At 68.4% G+C, this 15412-nt stretch carries 15 protein-coding genes and 1 riboswitch; of the genes, 6 read left to right on the forward strand and 9 right to left on the reverse strand.

Annotation, left to right across the window (positions count from 1 at the left end; translation table 11 throughout):
- Positions 1 to 315 precede the first annotated feature (315 nt).
- Complete coding sequence (locus ABIC25_RS08565; protein ID WP_354560957.1) at positions 316 to 1020, forward strand: DUF8020 domain-containing protein; 705 nt, start codon at positions 316 to 318, stop codon at positions 1018 to 1020.
- 27 nt (positions 1021 to 1047) lie between these two features.
- Here the strand turns inward: ABIC25_RS08565 and tilS are convergent, their stop codons facing one another.
- From tilS to dacB, 3 genes are read right to left on the reverse strand one after another with little or no spacing between them, the layout of a single operon-like run.
- Positions 1048 to 1983, reverse strand: coding sequence for a tRNA lysidine(34) synthetase TilS (tilS, locus tag ABIC25_RS08570; protein ID WP_101819812.1), 936 nt, complete (start codon positions 1981 to 1983; stop codon positions 1048 to 1050).
- On the reverse strand, positions 1980 to 3125 hold the full coding sequence (locus ABIC25_RS08575) for an Rv3626c family coenzyme F420 biosynthesis-associated protein (protein ID WP_354560959.1): 1146 nt from the start codon (positions 3123 to 3125) through the stop codon (positions 1980 to 1982). The genes tilS and ABIC25_RS08575 overlap by 4 nt, the downstream gene beginning before the upstream one ends.
- Complete coding sequence (gene dacB / locus ABIC25_RS08580) at positions 3122 to 4525, reverse strand: D-alanyl-D-alanine carboxypeptidase/D-alanyl-D-alanine endopeptidase (protein ID WP_354560961.1); 1404 nt, start codon at positions 4523 to 4525, stop codon at positions 3122 to 3124. The genes ABIC25_RS08575 and dacB overlap by 4 nt, the downstream gene beginning before the upstream one ends.
- A 165-nt stretch (positions 4526 to 4690) precedes the next feature.
- On the opposite strand from dacB, the gene ABIC25_RS08585 reads away from it, so the two are divergent.
- The gene (locus tag ABIC25_RS08585) at positions 4691 to 5203 is read left to right on the forward strand and encodes an inorganic diphosphatase (protein WP_004020801.1); all 513 of its coding nucleotides are present in this window, start codon (positions 4691 to 4693) and stop codon (positions 5201 to 5203) included.
- 166 nt (positions 5204 to 5369) lie between these two features.
- Here ABIC25_RS08585 and ABIC25_RS08590 read toward each other — a convergent pair whose 3' ends face one another.
- Both ABIC25_RS08590 and ABIC25_RS08595 read right to left on the reverse strand, forming a co-directional pair.
- The gene (locus tag ABIC25_RS08590; protein WP_239403767.1) at positions 5370 to 5870 is read right to left on the reverse strand and encodes a hypothetical protein; all 501 of its coding nucleotides are present in this window, start codon (positions 5868 to 5870) and stop codon (positions 5370 to 5372) included.
- The gene (locus tag ABIC25_RS08595) at positions 5867 to 7222 is read right to left on the reverse strand and encodes an aminotransferase class V-fold PLP-dependent enzyme (RefSeq protein ID WP_354560963.1); all 1356 of its coding nucleotides are present in this window, start codon (positions 7220 to 7222) and stop codon (positions 5867 to 5869) included. Before ABIC25_RS08595 ends, ABIC25_RS08590 begins: the two co-directional genes overlap by 4 nt.
- Positions 7223 to 7240: 18 nt before the next feature.
- A riboswitch (SAM riboswitch) is annotated at positions 7241 to 7354 on the reverse strand.
- Positions 7355 to 7461: 107 nt separating this feature from the next.
- On the opposite strand from ABIC25_RS08595, the gene ABIC25_RS08600 reads away from it, so the two are divergent.
- Complete coding sequence (locus ABIC25_RS08600; RefSeq protein WP_354561292.1) at positions 7462 to 8538, forward strand: isochorismate synthase; 1077 nt, start codon at positions 7462 to 7464, stop codon at positions 8536 to 8538.
- 21 nt (positions 8539 to 8559) lie between these two features.
- Here ABIC25_RS08600 and ABIC25_RS08605 read toward each other — a convergent pair whose 3' ends face one another.
- Genes ABIC25_RS08605 through ABIC25_RS08615 form a run of 3 tightly spaced genes read right to left on the reverse strand, consistent with a single transcriptional unit; the run spans position 8560 to position 10654 of the window.
- Positions 8560 to 9777: an O-succinylhomoserine sulfhydrylase gene (locus tag ABIC25_RS08605; protein WP_239403765.1), complete on the reverse strand. Its 1218-nt coding sequence runs from the start codon at positions 9775 to 9777 to the stop codon at positions 8560 to 8562.
- Positions 9774 to 10187, reverse strand: a complete 414-nt coding sequence (locus ABIC25_RS08610) for a rhodanese-like domain-containing protein (RefSeq protein ID WP_033205106.1) — start codon at positions 10185 to 10187, stop codon at positions 9774 to 9776. Before ABIC25_RS08610 ends, ABIC25_RS08605 begins: the two co-directional genes overlap by 4 nt.
- A complete protein-coding gene (locus ABIC25_RS08615) occupies positions 10184 to 10654 on the reverse strand; it encodes an Rv0361 family membrane protein (protein WP_101819793.1) in 471 nt (156 codons plus the stop codon). Before ABIC25_RS08615 ends, ABIC25_RS08610 begins: the two co-directional genes overlap by 4 nt.
- 203 nt (positions 10655 to 10857) lie before the next feature.
- Here ABIC25_RS08615 and ABIC25_RS08620 point away from each other — a divergent pair, with 203 nt between their 5' ends.
- A complete protein-coding gene (locus ABIC25_RS08620) occupies positions 10858 to 11883 on the forward strand; it encodes an ABC transporter substrate-binding protein (RefSeq protein WP_239403764.1) in 1026 nt (341 codons plus the stop codon).
- Positions 11884 to 12062: 179 nt separating this feature from the next.
- Entirely contained in the window at positions 12063 to 13460 is a 1398-nt protein-coding gene (locus ABIC25_RS08625; RefSeq protein WP_004020778.1) for an FAD-dependent oxidoreductase, read from the forward strand.
- A 113-nt stretch (positions 13461 to 13573) separates the two neighbouring features.
- Here the strand turns inward: ABIC25_RS08625 and ABIC25_RS08630 are convergent, their stop codons facing one another.
- The gene (locus ABIC25_RS08630) at positions 13574 to 14083 is read right to left on the reverse strand and encodes a hypothetical protein (protein WP_004020777.1); all 510 of its coding nucleotides are present in this window, start codon (positions 14081 to 14083) and stop codon (positions 13574 to 13576) included.
- Positions 14084 to 14355: 272 nt separating this feature from the next.
- Between ABIC25_RS08630 and ABIC25_RS08635 the strand changes: the two genes are divergently transcribed.
- The gene (locus ABIC25_RS08635) at positions 14356 to 15399 is read left to right on the forward strand and encodes a FecCD family ABC transporter permease (RefSeq protein WP_004020776.1); all 1044 of its coding nucleotides are present in this window, start codon (positions 14356 to 14358) and stop codon (positions 15397 to 15399) included.
- The last annotated feature ends 13 nt before the right edge of the window (positions 15400 to 15412 follow it).

The following is a 15412-nucleotide window of genomic DNA, read 5'->3' on the forward strand; positions in this document are numbered from 1 at the left end:
GTTTTCCCGACGCCGCGACGAACGGGTACCTCGGCGGGGCCGGCAGCCGTCGATCAGAGAAATGATGAAAGGCGACCTGCGGTTTTTCCAAGAATCACCTGCTCACACCATTCATCTCCTTTCACACCGACATTTCGCGAAATTGCTATGCGGATAACAGTCACATAACAACTCATCACACGGGCACCATTTCGCGGGGATGCGTTTCGATGTGGATCAAGCGTCTGACATTCTCGAAAGCAGAGAGCTGAGCACCAGACCTCTGAATCCCCTCCCTTCTCACGCCCTGTCCTGTGTGGACAAGAAGGAGCATTAGTGTTCCCCACTTCGCGTACTCCCCTGCGCAAAAAACGCCTGAGCGCGATTCTGGTGCTGGTCACCGCTGTCGTCACAGCCTTTGCCGCGACGGCCGAAGCTGCACCTCAGCGGGCCCCGGCCGCGACATACGACGCGTCCTGGAATGCCTCGGCACTCACTCTCACCGTGCACAACGCATCGGTGAGCACGGACAACGGGAATCTGACGATCCGGGATATCGCCGGCGCGGAACTCTTCCGGATGCCGCTCACCTACCGCAACGAATTCCGACAGTTCCCGATCGACACCCGGACCGCGGGGAACAAGGTCACGCTCATTCCGTCGCGGGACGCCGCACGTTCGTCGGCGCTCAATCCGACCGAGGTCGAGAAATTGCGCGGCGTGGCTCGGCACAATGTCGCGGCTCCGCAGACGCGGCAGGAACGCGACGATCAGGCTCTCGAACGATTCCAGTCCCAACTCCGCACCGGCATATCGGTCGGGACATTGGTCGGAACGGTCGTCGGTGGAATCGTCGGCGGTGTGATCGGTTGCGTCATCGGACTCGTCGCCGTGGTGGTGGGCTGCCTCGTGGGCGTCGCGCCGGCAGCCGCGATCGGCGGCATCGCCGGCCTCGCACTGGGCGGTGGAGGCACACTGATCGGTGCCGGAATCCACTACTTCCAGACGATCAACTCGCCCTTCACGCCCCCGCGTCGATAGCCGCGGAACCCACGACGACGGTCCGTCTCACCTCGCGGTGAGGCGGACCGTCAGTGTGTCGCCGGACCGGATGACGACACGACGCACCCCGGGGTCGCCACCCACGGCGATCTGGGTCCGGTCGGCGGTGGCCGTCGCGTCCAGGAGGTCGGCGACGGCCGAGATGACCCGGTGGGTCGGTTCGGTCGCCCCGATGTCGAGCAGCCAGGCGCGCAGCACACGCGTCCGGATCGCCGGCGGCGCATCGAGCAGTGGCCCGATCGCCAGGCCGTCGTCGCGCCCGCACTCGGCCAGCACCCGGGCCGCCCAGTCGTCGAGCGCGTCGTTGTCGGCCCGAACCCCCGCGGCGGTACGACACAGCGCCTCGACGACCCCACCGTGCAACGTGTCCTCCAACAACGGGAGGACCTCGGAGCGCAGCCGGACGCGAGTGAATCGCGGGTCTCGATTGTGCGGGTCGTGGTGGGCAGCGAGTCCCAGTTCGGTGCACGCCGCCAGGGTCTGTTGTCTGCGGACCCCGAGAAGCGGCCTGCCCCAGGGGTTTTTCCAGACGCGCATACCGGCGATCGACCGTGCCCCGGAACCACGCGCCAACCCGAGCAGCACGGTCTCGGCCTGGTCGTCGGCGGTGTGACCGAGCAGAACCGGGCGGTCACCGCGGGCCGCGTCGAGCGCCGCGTATCGGGCGTCGCGCGCGGCGGCCTCGAGACCTCCGCGACGGCCGACCCGCACCGGCAGGACCTCGACTCGGGCTCCGAGAGCACTCGCCGCGTCGGCCGCGGTCCTCGCCACCTGGGCGGAGCCCGGCTGGAGCCCGTGATCGACGACCAGCGCGGTGACGTCGAGACCCGCGCCGACGGCCGCCGCGGTCAGCGCGAGCGAGTCCGGGCCGCCGGAGAGTCCCACGCAGACCTCGGAACCGAGCCGGTGAGCGGCCGCGAAATCCGCGACCGCCTTTCTCACAAGACCCGCTGAATCCATGCCCGCGGGTCGTCGATCTCGTTCGGCAGCGGCATCGTGTCCGGTGAGGTCCACACCGTGTTGAACCGTTCCATGCCGACGGCCTCGACCACCGCGTCGACGAAGGCCTTACCGCGGATGTACTGCGCGAGCTTGGCATCCATCCCGATGAGGGCCCGGATGAGTCGCTGCACCGGATTCTGCGGTGCGGTGCGTCGTTTGTCGAAGGCGGTGCGGATACGAGCCACCGACGGCACGTGCGCCGGACCGACCGCATCCATGACGTGATCGGCGTGCCCCTCGAGCAGGGTGCCGAGGACCATCATCCGCTGGAAGGCGGCATGCTGCTCCGGACTTTGCAGCAACTGCATCGCCCCGATCACGCCCTTCTCTCGCGGGCCGTCGGAACCCTTGAGCGCCTTGGTCATCCGCGTGACGATCTCGGTGGTCGACTCGCCGGCGTCGGAGGTGAGCACCGCGACGTTGTCCTGCATGTAGTCACGTAGCCACGGGTTGGCCGAGAACTGCACGCGGTGGGTGACCTCGTGGAGGCACACCCACAGCCGGAAGTCCGACGGGATCACCTTGAGCTGACGTTCGACGTTGATGATGTTCGGCGTCACCACCATCAGCACTCCGGGTTCGCCGGTCTCCGGATCAGGCGTGAACGGATCGTACTGACCGAGGATCGCGGTGGACAGGAACGCGAGCAGACCACCGGCCTGCAGTCCGCCGAATCGTGCCCCGAGTCCCGGGGAGCCCGCGTCGGCGGATTCCTCGTCGGAACCGAGCATCGATCGCATCGACAGGGAGGCGGCGTCGATCCAGCCGGCCCGGTCGAGGACCCGCGTGGTCGGTACGCGCAGGCCGTCGGCCAGACCCGTGACCCCTCGGACCGGGGCCTCGGCGCGGGTGGCGGCGTCGGCCAGTTCGGCGCGCGCCGCCTCGTAGGTGTACGCGGTCGTCTTCGGGCCGGGGCGGGCGAGTCGTTTCGCCGTGGACGCGGCCAGCGACCAGTCGATCTGCGAACCGATACCCGGTCGGCGTTCTCGCTCGACGGTGTCCTCGGCGCCCGATTCCGGCGGCGTCCCGGTCTCGGTCCCGGCTTCCGCTGCCGCCGGCCCGGCGATTCCTGACGTGATCATCGGCACCCGCACTCTCTCAGTTGACCCACCACCGCATCGAGGGCGGGTCGCGCGTCCGCCGGCGAGGTGCCGCCGGACATCAGGGCGAACGACAGCACGCGGCCGTCGACTGTCTGCACTATGCCCGTCAACGAACTGACCCCGGTCAGTGTTCCGGTCTTGGCACGTGCCCACCCCGCGCCCGGGTTGTCGGCGGCGTCGAACCGGTCGGCGAGTGTGCCGGTGCCACCGGCGATCGGCAGCCCGTCGAGCATCGGGCGCAGGGCCGGTTTGGCGGGACCACTCGCGGCCGTCATCACCGCGTCGAGCAGTTCCGGCGTGGTCCGGTTCGCGTAGGAGATCCCGGACGCGTCGTGCAGTGTCGTACCGGCCCACTGGCCCGGGAACTCCGACGAGAGCACCTGCTCGATCGCCTCGACCCCACCCGCGTGGGTCGGCTGCCCGCCGCGATGCACGGAGAGTTCGACGGCGAGCGTCTCGGCGAGCACGTTGTCGCTGTAACGGAGCATGTCGTTGACCCGGGTGACCAGCGGGGCCGACTGGACCTTCGCGATCACGCGCTCGTCGCCGGATCCGCTCGAGGCGGTACCGCGTACCTCGGTGACCGGCCCCTCGACACCGAGCGCGGCGGCCAGCGCCTCGCCGGCCATGATGCCGGGGGTCGCGGTGCGGGGCGAGTACTCGTCCAGCGGCTCCAGCCGGGCACCGTCGACCATCAGTGATTCGATCGGCGCGATGTCGCCGCCCTGGATGTCCCGCCGGTCCCAGGTGGTGTCCATCGTCGGCCCGGAGAACGCGCCGAGGTCGACGGCCACCGAGGTCACCGGGATCTCGGTCTCCTCGATCTGGCGCGCGAGGTCGGCGATGCGTCCCGGATCGGTGTAGAAGGTGTCGGTTCCGGCGGGCTGGGCGGACAGGGTGGGGTCACCCGCGCCCCGGAGGACGACCTGCCCGTTGCTGCCGGCCACCACCGTCGTCGTCAGTCGCTGATCGTGCGGCACGGCCTCGAGGACGGCGGCGGCGGTCAGGATCTTGGCGTTCGAGGCGGGAATGCGGGGACGGTCGGGGGTTCTCGTCCAGAGGACCTCACCGGTGAGCGAATCGCTGATCTTGCCGCTGAGCTCGCCCAGCGCGGGATTGCGCAGTGCGGGCGTGATCGCTCGCAGGACCCCTGGCGGCGTCGGCTCCGGCGCGGTGTCGACCACCGGGCCGATCCGCGGGTCGACGGCGACCGCGGCGGGTTGCGGCGGCACCCCGGGCGGGAGTTCCGGCTCCCGGTCGATGCGGAGCGCGATCACGACCGACGCCGTGGCGACGAGGGCCAGGATCACCACCGCGGTGATCGTCCACCACAGAAGTCTCCGACCGCGACGACCGCCGTTTCGGGTGGATGCGCCCACAAAGCCTCCGGGTCTCTCACGGTTCACGGTCGATGGAACGGGCCCGGATGTACGCACAACGAGGGGTACGAACATCGAGGTCGCCGGACCAACAGTATCGTTGGGACAGCGTGCGGGCGTTTCGGCCCGACGCGGCATCCCCGATCAAGACTGCCAGGAGGAACTGTGGAATTCGATGTGACCATCGAGATCCCCAAAGGTGGCCGCAACAAGTACGAGGTCGACCACGAGACGGGCAAGGTCTACCTCGACCGCTACCTGTACACCTCGATGGGCTACCCGGCCGACTACGGCTACATCGACGGCACCCTCGGTGAGGACGGCGACCCGCTCGACGCGCTGGTCCTGCTCCCCGAGTCGGTGTTCCCCGGCATCATCGTGCGGGCACGGGTCGTCGGCATGTACACGATGACCGACGAGGCCGGCGGTGACGACAAGCTCCTGTGCGTCCCGGCCAAGGACGTGCGCTGGGACCACATCAAGGACATCTCCGACGTGTCCGAGTACGAGCTGGGCCCCATCGCCCACTTCTTCGAGCACTACAAGGACCTCGAGCCCGGCAAGGAGGTCCAGCCGGGCGGGTGGGTCGGACGCGACCAGGCCGAGAAGGTCGCGCAGGAAGCGATCGACCGCCTCGCCTCGCATCCCGACGCGGCCAACGAGCCCTCGCGGGGCTGACGCTTCGCAACACACGAGAACGCCGGCAGCATCCGTCGAGATGCTGCCGGCGTTCTCGTCTGGTCACCGGAGTGGCTTCGACTCGGCGCCTCGACCTCGACGCGCTCCTTCGTCGCTTGCTCGGCCCGGCGGCTGCGCTCGGTGCCGGTACCAGCGGAGCGGACCGTCAGGCCACGCGGTGCCGCTGCTCGGCGAGAACCGGCAGGATCTGTTCGCGGATGCGCACTTCGGTGGCCGCGCCGTCGATCGGGACCAGGATCACCGCGTCGGCGACCTCGGCCGCGTAGATGTCGCGGACCAGCGTGATCAGTCCGTGGGTGGTCCCGATGTAGCGGATGGTCCCGGAGCTCGCCTCCGACGACGCGACCACCGCGTCAGCGGCCGCCGCACGCGCCGACGCGGCATCCGGCGCGACGGCCACCTCCACCTCCAGAGCGACAACGAATCTCGCTTGATCGTGGCTGCCGGCCCGGAGCAGGGAACGCGCCCGCTGCGCATCGCGAAGGGTCTCGCGTCGCACGACGATCGGAAATGTCTGTGCCAGTTCGTCTCCGGCGACGGCGACCTGAAATCCCGGCCGGCCGATGCTGATCGGGGCCGTCGGTGCGGATGTCGGTGCGGGGACCACGGTGCCGCGGTCTGCACGTGCGTCGAGTTCGATGGTCATCGTGTCACCCCTCGTTCGAGTTCGGTCGGATCGTCTGTTCGGTCAGTGCTTGCGGTCAGGGCGCGTAGCGCGTCGAGCAGCCGGTCGATGTCATCGGAGGTGGTTCCCGCGCCGAAACTCGCGCGAACCGCGCCGGCCGGATGACCGAGACGTCTGAGCAGCGGGTGGGCACAGAACCGGCCGTCGCGCACACCGATGCCGTGTTGTGTACTCAGATACTCCGCGACGACCCGCGGTGCGATGCCGTCGACGGTGAAGCCCGCGATGCCGACCCGATCGGTGGAGTCGGCGAAGATCCGCAACGGCCGCACCCCGTCGATCGCGGCCAGTCCCCCGTCGAGACGCTCGGACAGGCGCGCCTCGTGCAACCCGATCGCCTCCGGCCCGAGGTCGGCGAGTGCGCGACAGGCCCGGGCGATCGACACCGCGCCAAGCACGTTCGGCGATCCGGCCTCGTGGCGGGCGGCCCCGGTGTGCCAGGTGACCCCACCGGCACTCGGACCCAGGTCGACGTCGGCGGTCGCACCGCCGCCGGCAAGGTAGGCATCGGCGGCGTCGAACCAGTCCCGGCGGCCGATCAGGACTCCGGAGCCGAAAGGCGCGTATGCCTTGTGTCCGGAGAAGGCCAGGTAGTCGATGCCGTGACTGACGATGGACACGGGTCGGTGCGCGACGAGCTGCGCGGCGTCGACCAGGATGCGGGCCCCGTGCCGGTGGGCGATCGACGCGAGCCGGCCGATCGGCAGCACCTCGCCGGTGACGTTCGACGCCGCGGTGACCGCGAGCAGCGAGGCCGGCGCCGACGCGAGCTCGGCCTCGAGCGCGACCAGGGTGTCCTCGATGGTGTCGCAGGCCGGGACGACCCGGGCCCGGTTGCGACCGTCGCGCGGCGCGCACCACGGCAGCAAATTGGCGTGATGCTCGATGTCGAGCACCACGACGTCCCCGGGGGTGATGTGGGCGGCGAGGTTGATGGCGTCGGTGGTGTTGCGGGTGAAGACGACGGTGTCGTCGACCCGCCCGCGGACGAACTCGCGCACGGTCTCCCGAGCGGCCTCGTACCGGGCGGTCGTGACCTGCGACAGGTGGCCGGCACCGCGGTGAACACTCGCGTACTCGCCGAGCCCCTCGGCGACCGCGGCGGCCACCGAAATCAGTGCCGGCGCACTCGCCGCGTAATCGAGATTGACGTATCGCGTCGTCCCGCCGCCGGCCAACGGTACGGTCACGTCGGCGCCGACGACCGGGGCGAGACCGGGAACGGCCGGGCGCGCACGGTGGTCGAGACCGACGACGTGGGCATCGACAGACTCGTGGCCGACAGTTCTCGGTGCTGACAGGACAGCGGTCATGGCAGGAGCTCCTCTGAATTTCCGCGCTTGCCGCGTCCGGTCGGTACGCGGCCAGGTCGTCACCCGGAGCACCCCACCGCGGAGGAGGGTTGCCGACCAGCGAGCCGGGGCTTGTCACTGGCACTCATGACCTACGAACCAGAGTCGTCGATGTCGCGCAGACGTGTCAATTTTCACTCAGCGTGATCCGAAGTTAGGGCACACTTACCTGTAGCGTGTCAGGGGTGTCAGCGACTGATGTGTTCGTGTTGTCCCGCCCGCACGGCACCGTGCGGGGCCGGGGCGCCGTCCGGGGTTTCACCGATGTCGATGCGGCCTCGGCCGCGCTGCGTTCCGGCGAGATCGGCGCGCTGACCGGCGCGATCCCGTTCGATCTCGCCGACCCGGCCGCGCTGGTGGTGCCCGAGGTCTTGGACCTCGACGACGCACCGCTGGCCGGCGGACCGCCGCTGTCGCGAATCCCGCTGTCGACCACCCTGCACCCCACCGCGGATGAACACCGCGAACGGGTGGCGCATGCCGTCAAACGCATCGTCGCCGGCGACGTCGGCAAGGTGGTCCTCGCCCGCAGCGTCGACATCGTGCTCGACCGAGAGGTCGCGCCAGGCGAACTCCTCGATGCCCTCGCGGGCGGGAACGCCGGGCACAATGCATTCGGCGTCGACCTCGGCGCGGCCACCGGCTCCGGGTCGTGGTTGTTCGGTGCGAGTCCCGAAGTGCTGCTGCGGAAGTCGGGATCGGTCGTCACCTGTCACCCGTACGCGGGGTCGGCGCCCCGATCGCCGGATCCGGTCGTCGACCGCGCGGTCGCCGACGGATTGTTCTCCTCGGCCAAGGATCTCGCCGAACACGCGTTCGTCGTGGATCATCTGCGGGACCGGCTGTCGCATCTGTGCGACGACGTCGACGCGCCGTCGACCCCGCAACTGCAGTCGACCGGAGAGGTCTGGCATCTCGCCACCCCGATCCGCGCGACGCTCCGCGACCCCGCCACCACCGCACTGGATCTCGCGCTTCTGCTCGGACCAACCCCCGCGGTGTGCGGCACACCGAGTGATGTTGCGGCACAGATCATCCGAGAGGTCGAGGGGGAACGCGGCTTCTATGCGGGAGCCGTCGGCTGGTGCGACGCCGCCGGCGACGGCGAGTGGATGGTGACCATCCGGTGCCTCGAACTCGAGGCAGATCGTCGCAGCCTCCGCACGTGGGCCGGGGGCGGCATCGTCGAACACTCCGATCCCCAGGGCGAGCTCGAGGAGACCGCGTTCAAACTCCGGACGGTGTTGAACGCGTTGGGGATCGACAGCCTCGACTAGCCGCGTCCGGGCCGCGCCGGCTCAGCCCAGCGCCTGGTCCAGATCCCCGAGCAGGTCGTCGACCCCTTCGAGCCCGACCGACAGCCGCACCACCGAGTCGCTGAGGCCGATCGCCGCGCGTCCGTCGGGTCCCATCGCACGATGCGTGGTGGTCGCCGGGTGGGTGATCAGCGACTTCGAGTCACCCAGATTGTTGGAGATGTCGACGATCTGCAGGCCGTTGAGCACCTCGAAGGCGCGCTTCTTGCCGTCGATGCCGTCGTGGTCGTTGAGCTCGAAGGTCACCACGGTGCCGCCGCCCGACATCTGCGACTTCGCGAGATCGTACTGCGGATGTGATTGCAGAAACGGGTATTTCACCCACCGCACGCGCGGGTCGGCCTCGAGGAACTCGGCGATCCGGAGCGCGGAGGACACCGAGGCGTCGACGCGTAGGCGCAGTGTCTCCAGACCCTTCACCAGCGTCCAGGCGTTGAACGGACTCAGCGCGGGACCGGTGTGGCGCATCAACTGCTGGACCGGCCCGTCGATGTACTCCTTGGCGCCGAGCACGGCGCCGCCCATGACGCGGCCCTGTCCGTCGATGTGTTTGGTGCCCGAGTACACGATGACGTCGGCGCCAAGATCGAGACCACGCTGCAGCAACGGCGTGGCGAAGACGTTGTCCAGCACCACCTGTGCGCCCGCGGCGTGCGCGAGTTCGGAGACCTTCACGACGTCGACGAGGCTCTGCATCGGGTTCGACGGCGTCTCGAAGAACACGGCGTCGGTGGGCTTGGACAGCGCCCGCTCCCACTGTTCGAGGTCTTCACCGTCGACGAATTCGGTCTCCACACCCCACCGCGGCAGGATCTCGTTGCACACGACGAAGCAGGAACCGAACAGGCTGCGTGCGGCGACGAGCCGGTCACCGGCCTTGAGCAGCGCCCCGAGTGCGACGAACACCGCGGCCATACCGCTCGCGGTCGCGAAACACGCTTCCGCACCCTCGAGTTGACGCAGACGCTCCTGGAACATCTCGACGGTCGGATTGCCGTAGCGCGAGTAGACGAATCGCTGGTCCTCCCCGGTGAAGGCACGTTCAGCCGCCTCGGCGGAGTCGTAGACGTAACCGCTCGTGAGGTAGAGGCCCTCAGAGGTCTCGTGGAATCCGGAGCGCGACAATCCACCGCGTACCGCGATGGTGTCGGCCGACAACCCTTCGGGCAGCGGGCGACCCACGGGCAGATCAGGACTCACGATTGCCTCCACGGCAGGTTCTCGGCACGCCAGCCCGACGCGCCGCGATGGTCGTTCTCGTCGAGGGCACCCTCGAAACCGTCGACGATGTTGTAGGCCTTGCCGATTCCGTCGGCGGTCGCGGCTTGCGCAGCGCCGATCGACCGATGTCCGGAGCGGCAGATGAAGATGACCTCTTGGTCGTCGGACACGCCCGAATCGCGCAGCTGTGCGACGAAGTCGTCGTTACGACGCCCCTCGGGAAAGGTGGTCCACTCGGCGAAGATCGTGCGCTTACCCAGGATCTCGAGGTCGGGCACGCCGACGAACGACCATTCGGCTTGCGTCCGACAGTCCACCAGCACCGCGTTTGGATTGCTCTCGAGCTTCTCCCACGCCTCACGGGGGGTCAGGTCACCGGCATAGGTCATGAGGAACACACCTTCCATTCGCCGTTCTCGCGCACCACGATCGTGTCGACGACGTTCACGTCGTCGGGTGTCTTGTCATAGTGCCAATGAACCTTCGCGGTCGCCCGGTCACCGTCGACGACCAACTCCGTGATCTCCGGGATCTCGATGTGACCGTTGCGGGTCAGGGTTTCCCGGTTGTCCTGCACGAACCGCTCTTCGGAGATGAAATCGGCCGCCTCGACGTCGGCGGCGCAGGTGTTCGCCCGGTACTCGGCATAATTCGGGCCGTTCCGCGCGGTGTAGACGTCGTTGATCGCGTACTGGACCTGGGCCGAGTCGCCGGCCCGGTCCTCGGCGGGACGGGTCACATTCGACAGCACGACGCCGAGCACAACGAGGCCCACGACGCCCGCCGCGACGAAGAACGGCCATGCGTTCTTCCACGACGGGGGCCTCTGGTCACCCTCACCTGCAGCTTCGGCCATGGCGGGCAGTCTATCGAGCGTCCCGGGACCGGTTGAGACCGGCGTCGCCGGCCGTGCGGTGCCCGACGAGCGCACCCGCGCGTCGTCGGCAATCGGAACACCGTGAGTAAGGTGGCCCTAAGTACTTGAGTACCTGAGTACCTGAGTACCGAAGTACAGCGGAGAACGACGACGCCGAACGCAACGACCAGCGAGGACCCCGGATGCGCTCTACCACCCGCCGCACACTCACCCTTCTCGTCGGGCTGCTCGCGGCAGCTCTCGTGGCGACCTCGTGTTCGCCGCCGGATGAGACCGTCGACTCCGGGATGGCGCAGGCGCCCGCCCCCGAGGCCGGCGCGATCCCGGTGACCGTGCAGCAGGTCTATGCCCCCGCGACGGTCGCACAGGCGCCGAAACGCGTCGCGGCGATGGGCGTCGGCGACGGTGACACCCTGCTCGCGCTGGGGATCACCCCCACCACGATCGCGCCCTTCGCCGACCCCGACCAGGCGTCGGCACCGTGGAATGCCGAGCTGCTCGCGGACTCGAACCCGGTCGTCCTCCCCAATTCCTCGGGTGCGTTCGGCGACGAGATCCCCAAGACCCTGGCCACCGAACCCGACCTCATCACCGCGGTCGGCGCCGACCCCACCCGCGATCAGTTCGACCTGCTGAGCAAGACCGCACCGACGATCCTGCGGCCCGCGCAGTTCCAGCCCTGGCAGGTGCCGTGGGACGCGCAGACCCGACAGATCGGCACCGCCGTCGGGCTGCCCGAGCTGGCCGACCGGAAGGTGGCCGAGACCGAGCAGTTCCTCGCACGAGTCCGCGAGCAGAATCCGCAACTCGCGGGCAAGACCGCTGTGGTCGTGACCGCCAGCCCGACCGGCGGCGTGTCGATCTACGGCCCCGGCGACGGCCGCGGGCAGACCGTCGCCGGATACGGACTGACCTTCCCGCCGGCGCTGCAGCCATCGCTGACCAGCGGATTCTACGGCGACCTCCCGGCCGAGAGCCTGAACCTGCTCGACTCGGCCGACGTCGTCGTCGCCGTCGACTGGGAGGGATCCAACGACCGGCTGAAGTCGAACGCGGCATTCAACCGCCTGGCCGTTGCGCAGTCGGGCCGCGTCGTCTACCTGCCCCAAGAGGTCGGCAGTGCCATGTCGGTGCCGACGGTTCTGACCATCCCGTGGGTCGCCGATCAGGCCGTCGAACCGATCGCGGCCGCCGCGGGCAAGGCCTGAGCCTGCCGCGGCCCCGGCCGCCGATCACCCGTCGAGGTGAGGGTTACCTCACAGACGGATTTTGGTCGGGGACAGCAAGCGCCTACCGTAGAAGGGATAGGCCTTATCCATACGCGCGGACCCGGGGGTCACCGAGATTACTGGCCGGCGCGTGCTGAGCAACGGAAGACACCTACTCCATGAGCGACAACAGCCGCCCGCTGCGGGTTGCGATCGTCGGTGCCGGTCCCGCCGGGATCTACGCCGCCGACGCGTTGATGAAGTCCGACACCGCCAAGGACCGCGGCGTCAGCATCGATCTGTATGAGCGGATGCCCGCTCCGTTCGGTCTGATCCGCTACGGCGTCGCACCCGACCACCCGCGCATCAAGGGCATCATCACCGCCCTGCACAAGGTCCTCGACAAACCACAGGTACGCCTGCTCGGCAACGTCGACTACGGCACCGACATCACCATCGACGAACTGCGCGCCCACTACGACGCGGTCATCTTCTCCACCGGCGCCACCGACGACCGCGTCCTCGACATCCCCGGCATCGACCTCGACGGCAGCTACGGCGCCGCCCAGTTCGTCGCCTGGTACGACGGCCACCCCGACTTCCCCCGCACCTGGCCCCTCGAGGCCGAGAAGGTCGCAGTCATCGGCGTCGGCAACGTCGCCCTCGACGTCGCACGCGTACTCGCCAAGACCGGCGACGAACTGCTGCCCACCGAGATCCCCGCCAACGTCTACGAAGGACTCAAAGCCAACAAGGCCATCGAGGTCCACGTCTTCGGCCGCCGCGGCCCCGCCCAGGCCAAGTTCACCCCCCTCGAACTCAAAGAACTCGACCACTCCCCCAACATCGAAGTCATCGTCAACCCCGAGGACATCGACTACGACGAGGGTTCGGCCGTCGCGCGCCGCGGATCGAAGATCACCGACCAGGTCGCCACGATCATCGAGAACTACGCGATCCGCGAACCCAAACAGGGCGCGATCCACAAGCTGTTCCTGCACTTCTTCGAAAGCCCCACCGAAATCCTCGGCGAAGACGGCAAGGTCGTCGGTCTGCGCACCGAACGCACCCAGCTCGACGGCACCGGCAACGTCAAACCCACCGGCAAGACCACCGACTGGGAAGTCGGCGCGGTCTACCGTGCGGTCGGCTACCTCTCCGACAACCTGCCCGAGATCCCGTTCGACTCCCAAGCCGGCGTCATCCCCAACGAAGCCGGACGCGTCTTCGACGAAGGCCACCAGCTCACCGGCATCTACACCACCGGCTGGGTCAAACGCGGCCCCGTCGGCCTCATCGGCCACACCAAGGGCGACGCCAACGAGACCGTCGACTGCATCCTCAAAGACATGGAAGCCGGGGCCCTCAACCAACCCGGCAAACCCGGCGAGGACGCCATCATCGAACTCCTCGAGTCCAAGAGCATCCCGTTCACCACCTGGGACGGCTGGTACCGACTCGACGAACACGAACGCGCACTCGGCGCCGCCGAAGGCCGCGAACGCGTCAAAGTCGTTGAACGCGAGGACATGCTCGCCGCGTCGGAGCCCGACAAGGTGTCCCGCCCCTCCGCGTGACGAACGCACAAGAGCGGCGGCCGAGATCTCTCGGTCGCCGCTCTTTCGCATGCGCCCGGCGGGTGCGGGGGCGTCCTCCCCGCACGCCGCCCGGCGCGAAATGCTTCAGTTGTTCATCGACCCGGGATCGCGGGAACGCCCGCGACGTCGGTGCCGCCGCCGGTCAGGACCGTCGACGCCGACGCCGAGGAGCCCGTGCCGAGCCGGTCCAACGGGTTGTCGACGCGCCGGACGTTCCACCAGAAACCGGCATTGTCGGTCAGGTTCTCGGCGTAGTCGGAGATCGCGTATCCGGCGATCGATGACGGGAAGCAGCCGAACCAGGTGGTCTTGATCGTGAGCGATTCGTTCTTCTTCAGCTGCGACTTGAACTTCGTCGCGCCGTTGATCTCCTGCAGGGTGACGTTGCGGAACTCGCCGTCACGCGCGGTGACCCGCATGAACCGGGTCATGCTCCACGCCTGGTTCCACGGAGTGCCCGGAGCAGCGAACTGACAGTAGACCCCGCCCGTCATCTGGAGGTTGGGAACGGCGGCGTGGGCGGGTGCAGCACCCACCAACGTTCCACCGGCGATTCCTGCGGCGACCAGAACCCCTGTGAGAGCCCGTTTCAGCGATTTCATCGATCCTCCTCGTTCGTAGGCGACACTGTTGTGTTTCCCGACGTCGCCGTCGTGGGGCGGTTCATCCCATCCCACCGGCGACCGGTCTGCTGCTGTCGGTCCGAGATGCCCACCGACACCGGGACTATCGACCCAGCCTGAGCGAAGTGTTACCGCGCGCACAGCCTTCCCTCAGCATTCGTCGGCATTTCGTTATCCGAACGACACCCGGCTTGTCTGCTCCGCACACGGTGCGGAGGCGTCCCCGCGCAAGGTTGGTAAGGTTTACCTTCGTGCGCCGATCTGTCCGAGTTCTCGGAATCCCGCTGCTGCTCGCGACCCTTGCAGCGCTGGTCGTCGCGTCCGTGCTCTTCGGGACCCGACCGGTCCCTCTCGACGAGATCTGGCCGAGCTTCACCGCCGGCGCCCAGGAGATCTGGAACGCGTTGATCAATCTGCGGATGCCGCAGGTGCCGAAGGACACCGACGTCGACGGGATCGTGTGGGACCTCCGTGTGCCGCGCACACTGCTCGGCCTGTCCGCCGGACTCGCGATCGGTGCGGCCGGCGCCATCACGCAGGGCCACACCCGCAACCCGATCGCCGACCCCGGAATGCTGGGCGTCAACGCCGGAGCCGCATGCGCTGTCGTGGGCGGCATCTATCTGCTGGGGATCACCAGCCCGATCGCGTTCATGTTCTTCGGCCTCGTCGGCGCGATCATCGCGTCGACCGTGGTGTTCGGGTTGTCGTCGTTGAGTGGCTCGAGTCCGCTGACCCTGGTGCTCGCGGGTACCGGCCTGACCGCGATGCTGACCGCCATCACGTCCGCGATCGTGCTCGTGGACACCAATTCGCTGGACCAGTGGCGCTTCTGGAGTGTCGGGTCCACGGCGGGCCGGGGCATCGACGTGTTCTGGGCCAGCCTGCCGTTCATCGGCGTCGGACTCGTCCTCGCGCTGGCGAGCGGATTCTTCCTCAACGTCCTGAGCCTGGGCGACGACATGACCAAGGCACTCGGTTCCCGGGTCGTGCTGATCCGCGCCCTCGGCGTGCTGACGATCACCCTGCTCATCGGAGCCGCCACCGCGGCCTGCGGCCCGATCGTGTTCCTCGGTCTGGTCGTCCCGCACATCGCGCGCGCGATCGTGGGCGCCGACTACCGGTGGATCATCCCGTACTCCGCTCTGCTCGGCGGCATCCTCCTCGTCGGTTGCGACATCCTCGGCCGCGTCGTCGCCCGCCCCGGCGAAGTCCAGGTCGGTGTGATGCTGGCACTGGTCGGGGCGCCGTTCCTCATCGTCATGGTCCGCCGACAGAGATTGGGGACCGTGTGAACCCGCCGACCTC

Source organism: Gordonia sp. PvP123, assembly GCF_040547295.1.
GTDB lineage: Bacteria > Actinomycetota > Actinomycetes > Mycobacteriales > Mycobacteriaceae > Gordonia > Gordonia terrae.